10 protein-coding genes are annotated in these 10,534 nt (G+C 46.9%); 1 reads left to right on the plus strand and 9 read right to left on the minus strand.

The window, feature by feature from the left end:
* The coding region (locus B3O33_RS05045; RefSeq protein WP_292363127.1) for a penicillin-binding protein 1A at positions 1 to 1,845 on the plus strand (1,845 nt) is incomplete at its 5' end.
* A gap of 187 nt (positions 1,846 to 2,032) precedes the next feature.
* Here B3O33_RS05045 and B3O33_RS05050 read toward each other — a convergent pair.
* From B3O33_RS05050 to B3O33_RS05090, 9 genes are all read right to left on the minus strand, one after another.
* Positions 2,033 to 3,505, minus strand: a complete 1,473-nt coding sequence (locus tag B3O33_RS05050; RefSeq protein ID WP_292361245.1) for a M48 family metalloprotease — start codon at positions 3,503 to 3,505, stop codon at positions 2,033 to 2,035.
* Between the two features lie 28 nt (positions 3,506 to 3,533).
* Positions 3,534 to 3,734 carry a 50S ribosomal protein L31 gene (gene rpmE, locus B3O33_RS05055; RefSeq protein WP_014705308.1) on the minus strand — a complete coding sequence of 67 codons (201 nt, stop codon included), beginning with the start codon at positions 3,732 to 3,734 and terminating at the stop codon, positions 3,534 to 3,536.
* A gap of 124 nt (positions 3,735 to 3,858) precedes the next feature.
* The gene (locus tag B3O33_RS05060; RefSeq protein WP_292361246.1) at positions 3,859 to 4,434 is read right to left on the minus strand and encodes a class I SAM-dependent methyltransferase; all 576 of its coding nucleotides are present in this window, start codon (positions 4,432 to 4,434) and stop codon (positions 3,859 to 3,861) included.
* On the minus strand, positions 4,435 to 5,886 hold the full coding sequence (locus B3O33_RS05065) for a TrkH family potassium uptake protein (protein ID WP_292363128.1): 1,452 nt from the start codon (positions 5,884 to 5,886) through the stop codon (positions 4,435 to 4,437).
* Positions 5,887 to 5,892: 6 nt separating this feature from the next.
* On the minus strand, positions 5,893 to 7,404 hold the full coding sequence (gene lnt / locus B3O33_RS05070; RefSeq protein ID WP_292361248.1) for an apolipoprotein N-acyltransferase: 1,512 nt from the start codon (positions 7,402 to 7,404) through the stop codon (positions 5,893 to 5,895).
* Positions 7,404 to 8,273, minus strand: a complete 870-nt coding sequence (locus B3O33_RS05075; RefSeq protein ID WP_292361249.1) for an HlyC/CorC family transporter — start codon at positions 8,271 to 8,273, stop codon at positions 7,404 to 7,406. Before B3O33_RS05075 ends, lnt begins: the two co-directional genes overlap by 1 nt.
* Positions 8,270 to 8,734, minus strand: coding sequence for an rRNA maturation RNase YbeY (gene ybeY, locus B3O33_RS05080; protein ID WP_292361250.1), 465 nt, complete (start codon positions 8,732 to 8,734; stop codon positions 8,270 to 8,272). The genes B3O33_RS05075 and ybeY overlap by 4 nt, the downstream gene beginning before the upstream one ends.
* Positions 8,731 to 9,705, minus strand: coding sequence for a PhoH family protein (locus B3O33_RS05085; RefSeq protein WP_292361251.1), 975 nt, complete (start codon positions 9,703 to 9,705; stop codon positions 8,731 to 8,733). Before B3O33_RS05085 ends, ybeY begins: the two co-directional genes overlap by 4 nt.
* 21 nt (positions 9,706 to 9,726) lie before the next feature.
* The coding region (locus B3O33_RS05090; protein WP_292363129.1) for a MiaB/RimO family radical SAM methylthiotransferase at positions 9,727 to 10,534 on the minus strand (808 nt) is incomplete at its 5' end.

Here is a 10,534-nt window from a genome sequence, read left to right on the forward strand (position 1 = left end):
TACGGAAAAAAACTCGAAGACTTGACGCTCGCGCAAATGGCCATGATAGCGGGATTGCCCAAAGCCCCCTCAACGACCAACCCGATTACCTCGCCCGAAAGGGCTCTCGATCGTCGAAATTATGTGCTGAGAAGAATGCTGGATGTCGGTTTCATCACACAAGACGAGTATCAGAAAGCACTTAAAGAAGATGTAAGTGCTCGCTATCATGGACGCGAAATAGAAGTCTATGCACCGTACGTTGCCGAAATGGTCCGAACTTACCTGGTCGCCGAATATGGTGAAGAAATCTATGAAAACGGTATTCGCGTATTTACCACCATTAAAGCCAAACATCAGCAGGCGGCAACAAAAGCATTACAGGATGCCTTGCTGGCTTATGACAAACGCCATGGTTATCGGGAACCAGCGGCCAAGGTAGAACTGAGCGAACTGCCGGATTTGGCTGCATCGGAACTGCATCTGAAAGATTATTCCATTATCGGCTCAATCAGCCCGGCCTTAGTGCTCAGTATCGAAGACAACATTGCCCAGGTATTTGTAAAACGCTTCGGGCAAATCGAATTACCTTTTTCAGCCGTCAGCTGGGCGCAACCACAGCTCAGTGCCAACAGTATGGGAAAAAAACCACAAACCATAGCGGATGTATTGTCTGTGGGCGATATCATCTATCTACGAGCTTTAGAAGATGATGCATGGCAGTTGACGCAAATCCCGGAAGTACAGGGTGCTTTGGTTTCACTTGCATCAGAAGATGGTGCCATTACTGCTTTGCAAGGCGGCTTTGATTTCTTTCAGAATAAATTCAACCGGGTGACACAATCAAAACGTCAACCCGGCTCAGGCTTCAAACCCTTTGTCTATTCTGCCGCTCTGGAAAAAGGGTATACCGCCGCTACCGTGGTCAACGATGCACCCGTTGTATTTGATGATCCTGGTCTTGAAAATGTCTGGCGCCCCGAAAATTACAGTGGACGCTTTTTTGGACCAACTCGCCTTAGAGAAGCGCTTACCCACTCACGAAATTTAGTTTCTATTCGCCTGTTAAGAGATATCGGCATTGCCTACACGGTGGATTACGTAAAGCGTTTTGGGTTTAAACCGGATCAGGTGCCACCAAACCTTTCTATAGCGTTAGGAAGTGGTAACGCTGCACCATTAGATATGGCCCGCGCTTACGCAACATTGGCTAACGGCGGTCACTTGGTGGATCCTTATGTGATTTCCCGTGTAGAAAATACAGCAGGCGAGATTTTAATGCAGACCAAACCGCAGAAGGTTTGCGATAGCTGTGCTGTTCCCAATGAAGATATAACTGAAGAAGAAGCGTTAATGCAGGCTGAGTTATTAGGGTTTTATCCTGCTAAACAGGTTATCACGCCGCAAAATGCCTATATTATTAACAGCATGCTGCGTGATGTTGTGAAGTTCGGCACGGGTCGTCAGGCCTTGAGTTTGAATCGAAATGATTTGGCCGGAAAAACCGGCACAACCAATGATCAACTTGATGCCTGGTTCAATGGTTATAACCCGGATTTAGTTGCTATCGGTTGGGTTGGTTTTGATAACCCTCGAACGCTTGGCCGTTATGAAACGGGTGGCCGTGCTGCGTTGCCAATGTGGATTGATTTTATGCGTATTGCTCTGGAAGATCAGCCTGAACACGCCTTTGAACAGCCAGTGGACATGGTCACCGTTCGAATAGATCCTGAAACAGGATTATTGGCCCGCCCGGGCGATCAGAATGCTATCTACGAATCCTTCCATAAGGATAATGTTCCTGCAATGCGTGGAGGCAGCAGTTCAAGTCGTGACGAGGATGATTCACTCATTGATCTGTTCTGAATACGACCCTTACCCTCCCGGCACACAAATCTGCCGACCGATAAGGTCTGTTATTTTTAAACAGTGATCGTTGAAGAGCAACAGGCCTGACACCACACCTTATAGCGAGTATTGGAATTAACGCACTTGCGTTCTCAACAGGGACAACCTGAAACTGCTCTGTTGCAAAGCCAGGAGCAAAGAGAAATTAACGAATACGCTTGGCCAATTGTCCAGGTTGCAACTCGTCATTAGGATAATGACCATTCAGTAAACGTAGCTGTTGGATTGGGCTATTGCTAATCCGGGTCGAAGCAGCCCAGCTTGCATAACTATCATTTTTGCTAACCTGTACGACTTCTATACGCTGTGCTTTGGCAAGATGTTTTTCATCATCACGTAATGCATGAAAACTCATTACCGTTTCGCGGAAGCTGGCATCAAAACGTTTAAAATCCCCAGCGGCTTTAGTCGTGGCGATAAAAATAAATGCCTGTTCACGTAAATACATGACCGCAACACGAACGGTTTTGCCTTGAGCAGCTGCCAAGCCGGTATATCCCTGAAGACCATTGCTGGTGATAGGTTCTCCACTCTTCAGATCTTTAATATTCAACCGATCCCGGATAAATTCAGCAGGACTCTGTTTACGATTAAGATCAGATACACCCATTTCAATAATCGCTGAACCCTGAGGTGCAACAGCTCGCAGGCTGGAAGGGTTATTTTGAATATGCCAATTTACTGGAAAACTCAACGCAAATTGCATTTCACCATGATAGAAATTTCTACCTGAACGAATTCCCTGTGATTCACTGTCGCCAAACACCATGCCATCAATACGCTTCAAATAGCGCTCAGCGCCTTCAACACCTTCTGATGTTTTATATCGATCTGCTGCCTTAACCACTTCCTGCAGCCGAGTGTCATTATCAGGATGTGAAGCAAAGAGGCCATGGTATCCCTGATAATCCTGCCCCTGTTTTTTAGCTTCCGCTTCAGCAAAGGTTGCCTGATCTTTTAATACTCCAATCACATTAATCATTGCCTGGGGGTTATAACCAGAGCGGGCCAGATATTCTGCGCCAAGTCTATCCGACTCCAGTTCATGCTCACGGCCATAACCGCTGAGCAAGGCGCCACCAAACAAATTAAACAAATCCTGGGCACCTGCCGTGCGTAATCCAGGAACTAATATTGCACCAAGGGTATAGCCTAAATTAGCCGCCTGTGCGGCACTTTGCTGGCGCACACCATGTCTTGCAGTAACGTGGCCTATTTCATGCCCTAACACGGCGGCCAGTTCAGCTTCAGAATTCAGATAAGACATCAAGCCGCGGGTGATATAGATGTAACCGCCAGGTAAAGCAAACGCATTGATAACCGGTGAATCCAGCACAGTAAAGCGATAAACCAGATCATCTCTATGACTGACTGCGGCAAGTCTTTGCCCTATGTCCTGAACATATCTCTGCAACGCTTCATCTTCATACAAACCGTATTCTTTAACGATTTGCGGATGATAGGTACGTCCCATTTCCAGTTCTTTGTTTTCGCTGAACATCACAAAGTCCTGGCCACCAGTGACCGGATTCTGTGCACAACCTGATAAAAGCCCCAGAAACAACAAAGCCCCTGTCAATCGACAGAGGCTTTTGTATGTGGTGTTGATGATATTCATCAGTATCTCCGGCAAGTTGCCCGCAAGATTACTTTCCGTATTTTTGACGGAATTTATCAACACGGCCGGCGCTATCAAGCATTTTCTGTTTGCCGGTGTAGAACGGGTGACATTCTGAGCATACATCCAGCGTCAGGTCATTGCCGCGTGTTGAACGGGTTTTGAAGCTGTTACCGCAGCTGCAGGTAACATTGATTTCGCTATAATCTGGATGGATATCCGCTTTCATATCTGTTCTCGCCAATAATAATGTTTGCCTGACAAACACACTTTATATGTTTGCCCTTTCTGAACCGTGTAATTCTACTGATCCATCAGCTTTTCAGCAAGCCTTAAATAAGTATTTATTTTTACTACGACTTTTGAGCAACTAACATTGCCTGATTACGCCAGCCTTGTCTCGTATCCCCCAGTAAAGCCTCTTCACGATAAACTCTGATCCTGAGACTGGCAAACAAGTCCAACAGTTCATTATCTGCCAATAAAAATTCTGGGTTTTGCGGCCCCTTGTTATCGGGCTTGTCGCGGCAGAACGTCTGATAAAACACTAATCCATCAGGCTTTAATGCATTAACAATATGCTGGCATAACGGACGATCCAGAAATTGACTGATCACAATCACATCAAAACTCTCAGGAGCCGGAGGCATTATGGAAACATCACGTTGCTCGATACTCAAATCAAGCTGACGTCTTTCGGCTTCTATTGAGAGCTTTGCTAGCGCCTCGCCGCTGATATCCCAAGCCTGGACCTGTAAACCAAGACTGGCCATTAATAAAGCATTGGCTCCCAAACCACAGGCTAAATCCACCACATTTCCGTGTCCGGGTAATAAATGCTGATTTTGCTGTAATACCCAGGCTGGTTCAGGATAATTACCAACCGGCTCACGGTAACGTTTATCCCACTTTTGTTGAATACCAGTCATCTAACGACGCCAGAATGCAGGGGTCAATACAACTAACAAAGTGAAAATTTCCAAACGGCCCAATAACATAGCGACACATAAAACCCATTTCGAGGTGGCATTAATCTGACCGAAATTTGCCCCTACATCACCCAAGCCGGGCCCCAGATTATTCAAACACGCCGTTACTGCGGAAAATGACGTGACAAATTCAAGTCCTGTCGCCATCAACATCAAATGCATGATACTGAAACAGAAAACATACAGGGCAAAGAAGCCCCAGACCGCCCCAACCACCTTAGAAGGTAAAGCCTTGCCATTGACCTTGATAGCAAATACCGCATTGGGATGAATCAACCGTAATACTTCACGATACCCCTGCTTGAACAGCAGCATGGCACGGATAACCTTAATACCTCCCCCCGTGGAGAAAGCACACCCGCCAATATAGCTGGTCATCAACAATAAAATCGGCAGAAAACCGGGCCATAAATAATAATCTGTCGTGGTAAAACCGGCTGTCGTACCAATCGAAACTGCCTGAAAAATGCCATGATGCGCCGAGGTCCAGCCATCATGAAAAGTGCCGGTAAAATATAGGTAACTTGCTGTTATCAGAGAGATAATAAACATAATACTTAAAAAGACTTTCAGCTCAGAGTCTCTCAAATAATGCATCAGACTACGATGTCGCCAGGCCAGAAAATGCAGCGAAAAGTTCATCGCTGAAATCAGCATGAACGCCACAGCAATCATTTCAATGGTGGCGCTGTTAAAGAAGCCCATACTGGCATCATGGGTAGAAAAACCGCCTATAGCGACAGTAGAAAAACTGTGGCCTATAGCATCAAACCAAGTCATTCCCGCCCAACGATAAGCGATGGCACAGGCGACTGTTAAGCTTAAATAGATATACCAGAGTGCTTTGGCGGTTTCGGTAATACGCGGGGTTAATTTGGCATCTTTCATCGGCCCTGGGGTTTCAGCCCGATAAAGCTGCATACCACCGACACCTAATAAAGGCAGAATAGCAACCGCCAATACGACAATACCCATACCGCCCAACCATTGCAGAAACTGACGATAAAACAATACGGCTTCCGGCAAAGTGTCCAGCCCCACCAACACTGTTGCACCGGTGGTGGTTAGACCCGACATTGACTCAAATACGGAATCGGTAATGCTCATTTGAGGCGATTCCGTCAAATAAAACGGTAACGCTCCGGAAAAGCCCAAGGCAATCCAGAACATGACAACCACAATAAAACCATCACGGATTTTCAGCTCTTTTTGATGCTTTCTGGCTGGCAACCAAAGTAACAGACCGGTACTGACCAATATTACGAATGCCGTTAAAAATGCCGTAGCAGCCCCATCATCGAACCACAAGGAAACCAGTACAGGAGGTAACATCGTAATACTGAATAAACTCAGTAAGATGCCCAGAATGCGCTGGATAGTGAGTAATTGCATATCAGATTATGAGTCGTTACGGCGTTGAAGTAGCTGATAATACGCCCATAGGCCCAGCAACAACAAAATGCATATTAATAATGGCCATTGCCCCAGTCGCACATAGGGGGTAATACCATCCCGGGGCTGAATCTCTCCTGTCAGCACTGCCAGTTCAAATTGTGGACTTTGCTGCTGCAGTTTGCCCCTGTGATCGATAAACGCAGAAATACCATTGGTGGTCACCCGCAAAATCGGCCTGCCAGTCTCCAGCCCCCGACTGCGTGAAATCTGTAAATGCTGGTGCGGTGCAAACGAATCGCCATACCAGGCATTATTAGTGGCATTTATCAGCAGGGTTGACGCTGGTACGGTGTCTCTCACCTCTAATGAAAATGCATCTTCATAACATATCGATACCCCAACAGGCTGTCCGGCCAGCAACATTTGTGGCTGATCCGCTGATCCGGGGACAAAGGCCGACATCGGTAAATCAAAGAATTTGATCAAACCACGTAACGTTTCAAACGGCACATAATCACCAAACGGAACCAGATGGCGTTTATGATAAAACACCGGCGTGTCGGTCAGACTGACCATGCTGTTGTAGTAGTCTTCGCCATTTTCGTCCAGCACCGGCAGTCCGAGAAGAATATCGGTATTTTGCGAACGCGCTTCGCGACCCAAGGGTGCCAGATAACCTTCATCTATTTGATGATAAAACGCGGTTGCCGCATTTTCAGGCCATACAATCACATCCGCATCCCAGTGCTGGCGACTCAAGTCAGCATAGAGTTGTAAGGTATTTCGCAATTGCTGCGGGTCCCATTTAATCTCCTGCGGCACATTACCCTGAATTAATGCTGCTTTAATCGGCTCACCGGTTGGTTTTGTCCATTCAACCGACTGCAATGCAAAAGCACCGCCCCAAATCACTAAAGGCAGTAATAAAAGCGACCATTTACGCTGAGAAATCACCACCGCCAAACTACCGGCAGTCAATGCCACCAGCCAGGAAGCCCCATGCACACCAATTAACGGAATCATCCCGGCAAGCGGGCCTTCAATTTGTCCGGTGCCAACTTCAAGCCAAGGAAACCCCGTCAAAAACCAGGCTTTGAACCATTCAAACAACAGCCAGCTGACAGGCAGTAATATCAGGAAATCTTTCGCCGTAAGTCTCGAACCAGTTAGACGCTTCAGCAACCATCCCAGTGCACCAATCATTGCCCCCAAAGCAATGACAAATAAGGCTGTCAGTAACCCTGCAAGAAATACACTGGCCTGACCGAACACATGGATGGCGACATACACCCAGGAAACGCCGACGCCAAACATGCCGATGCCAAACAAACTACCACGCCAGAAGGCTTGTCGCGGAGTGACATGCTGCCAACTCAGAAATAAAACAAGCAGGCTCAACACCGCCAATGGATAAAAATGAAAGGGTGCCAGGCTAAACGGCAGAATGGCACCGGCAATCAATGCTGCCCAGCGACCAAATGCACCTTGCCAAGCAATCTGCCCGGGGTTTGTCATTATTCCGTTTCGCTATCGCTATCAGTAACTTCGGGTAAAACTACCATACGCAACAAATGCACACGACGTTTATCAGCCCGTAGCACAGTAAACTCGAACTGACCGATGGTCACCTGCTCACCACGGCCAGGCAAATGACCGAATTGATTCACTACATGGCCTCCAACGGTATCAAAGTCATCGTCACTCCACTCCGTTTCGAAGTACTCATTAAAGTCTTCGACAGGTGTCAGTGCTTTTACAGTGAAGGTGTTTTCATCACGCTGTAAAATCGGTGCATCGTCATCCACATCATGCTCGTCTTCAATTTCACCCACGATTTGTTCCAACACGTTTTCGATGGTGATCATGCCTGCCACGCCACCATATTCGTCGACAACAATGGCCATATGATTACGACGGGCACGGAATTCACGTAACAGAACATTTAATCGCTTACTTTCCGGGATAAATACGGCCGGACGTAATAATTCGCGCAAATCAAAATTAAACTCTCCAGAGCTGACAACAGCTGAAAGCAGATCTTTGGCCAGTAAAATGCCGATGACATCATCCCGATCATCATCAATCACCGGAAACCGGGAATGCGAGGTTTCGGTCACCAGCTTCAATGTTTCTTCTGCTGGCGCATCTCTTGAAACCATCACCACCTGAGAACGCGGGATCATGATGTCGCGTGCCTGCATTTGCGAGACACTCAAGGCGCCTTCAACAATCGACAAGGCTTCGGCATCAAGAATATGTCGCTCGGAAGCATTGCGTAACAGTTCAATCAGCTGTTCCTGGTCTTTTGGCTCCAGAAACAGATTACTTAATTTTCGCACCCAGGAAACTGGACTGTCTGAGCGACTCGGTCGTCCCTCACTCATGATGTAACCCTCTGCTCTATATAAGGATTTTTGATCTCAAGTTTATCTAAAATACGGATTTCCAACGATTCCATCAGCTCGGCTTCATCGTCTTCAATATGATCATAACCAAGTAAATGCAAACAGCCATGTACGACCAGATGTGCCCAGTGATCTTGCAGCACTTTATTCTGCTCGGCGGCCTCTTTTTCAACCACGTTTACACACAACACCAAATCACCTAACAACATAGGTTCCAGCGGCACGGGTGACTCGAAGGGGAAGGATAAAACATTGGTGGGATAATTTTTGCCACGATAGTCGTTATTCAATTCGGCACTTTCTGCTTCATTCACCAGACGAATACTTAATTCACAGTCTTCATTGACTTCGGCCAGCGCTGCGCTGGCCCAGCGTTGGAATTGTTGTTCTGATGGAACATCTGCATCAGTAGCCTGCTGCAAATCAATGATGACGTTCACGACTTGGTTTCAGCCTTTTCATAGGCCAGGATAACTTTTTGCACCAATGAATGGCGCACCACGTCTTTAGCCTGGAAGAAAGTAAAACCGATACCATCAATATCTTTTAAGACTTCAATAGCATGACGCAAACCCGAACGGGTTGAGCCCGGTAAATCCACCTGCGTAATGTCACCGGTTATCACCGCTGTGGAGTTATACCCCAGTCGGGTCAGAAACATTTTCATTTGCTCAACCGTGGTGTTCTGCGCTTCATCAAGAATAATAAAAGATTCATTCAATGTACGACCACGCATATAGGCAAGCGGCGCCACTTCGATGACATTACGCTCGATCAGCTTGGCAACTTTTTCAAATCCCAGCATTTCATAAAGCGCATCAAACAATGGCCGTAAATAGGGATCAACCTTCTGAGCCAGATCCCCAGGCAGGAAACCAAGTCTTTCTCCGGCTTCAACAGCAGGTCTGACCAACACAATTCGTCTGGCAAAATCACGTTCCAGTGCTTCTACCGCACAGGCGACTGCAAGATAGGTTTTACCGGTTCCGGCGGGTCCCACACCAAAGTTAATGTCATGGGTCATGACGCGACGCAGATAGGCCTGTTGATTTTCGCCACGCGCCTTGATCAAACCGCGCTTGGTTTTGATAGTGACTTCTTTTTCTTCCTCAAAACCGGTGGTTTCAGTGCCGCCTGATTCACGAATAGCCAGATGAACCTGTTCGGGTTCTATAATGGATTGTGCGGTATCGGCATACAGCGCGTGAATCACTTCCTGTACTTCAGTCAGCATTTCCGGCTTGCCAATAATCTGGAATTTTCCACCACGATTATTAATTTCCACACCAAATCCGCGTTCCATCATCCGGATATGTTCATCCAGGTGACCGCACAAATTGGCTAATCGGGGGTTGTCCGCAGGACTTAATTCAAAGCTTATCGAGTCAACTGTTACAGTTGGAGTGACCACAAATTTGATTCCATAAAGGAGTTATAAGATAACGCTATCAGCAAGAAGTTCACCTCGCAAGGAATTGGTGTGTGCCTCTGTGACTCGCACATCGACAAACTTCCCCACCAGCGCAATATCACCGGGGAAATTCACTACCCGATTATTTTCTGTTCGTCCGGCAATTTCTGCTGCATCACGATGTGCAGCCCGCTCTACCAATACACGTTGCACCGTGCCGAGCATGGATTCACTGACCGCATTTTCAAGTTCACGTAAACGATCCTGCATAATTTGCAAGCGTTGTTTTTTCTCTTCTTCAGAGACTGAATCATTAAACATCGCTGCCGGTGTACCGGGACGCGCGCTATAGATAAAACTGAAAGAATGATCAAAACCGATCTGGTTAATCAGCGCCATCGTTGCATTAAAGTCTTCTTCAGTCTCATTCGGGAAACCGACAATAAAATCACTCGACATACTGAGGTTCGGGCGGATTTTTTTCACTCGCTCAATTTTTTCAACATATTGCGCGACGGTATGACCACGTTTCATCATCGCCAGAATGCGATCCGAACCGGACTGTACCGGTAAATGCAAATGATTGACCAATTGAGGGATTTCGGCAAATGCTTCAATCAATGAGTCAGAAAACTCCACCGGATGCGAGGTGGTAAAACGGATACGTTCAATGCCATCTATTGCAGCAACGTAGTGCATCAGTAACGCCAGATCAGCGGTTTCATCATCTTCGATAATGCCACGATAGGCATTCACGTTCTGGCCAAGCAGATTGACTTCACGCACACCCTGCGCAGCCAATTGTCGAATCTCTCGCAGCACGGCCCCC

The organism is Methylophaga sp. UBA1464 (genome assembly GCF_002325665.1).
In the GTDB taxonomy this organism is placed as follows: domain Bacteria; phylum Pseudomonadota; class Gammaproteobacteria; order Nitrosococcales; family Methylophagaceae; genus Methylophaga.

Bases quoted from the DNA above. Each gene is read 5' to 3' on its own strand.
- B3O33_RS05050 (WP_292361245.1), bottom strand. From the start codon at position 3,505: ATGAATATCATCAACACCACATACAAAAGCCTCTGTCGATTGACAGGG.
- rpmE (WP_014705308.1), bottom strand. From the start codon at position 3,734: ATGAAAGCGGATATCCATCCAGATTATAGCGAAATCAATGTTACCTGC.
- B3O33_RS05060 (WP_292361246.1), bottom strand. From the start codon at position 4,434: ATGACTGGTATTCAACAAAAGTGGGATAAACGTTACCGTGAGCCGGTT.
- B3O33_RS05065 (WP_292363128.1), bottom strand. From the start codon at position 5,886: ATGCAATTACTCACTATCCAGCGCATTCTGGGCATCTTACTGAGTTTA.
- lnt (WP_292361248.1), bottom strand. From the start codon at position 7,404: ATGACAAACCCCGGGCAGATTGCTTGGCAAGGTGCATTTGGTCGCTGG.
- B3O33_RS05075 (WP_292361249.1), bottom strand. From the start codon at position 8,273: ATGAGTGAGGGACGACCGAGTCGCTCAGACAGTCCAGTTTCCTGGGTG.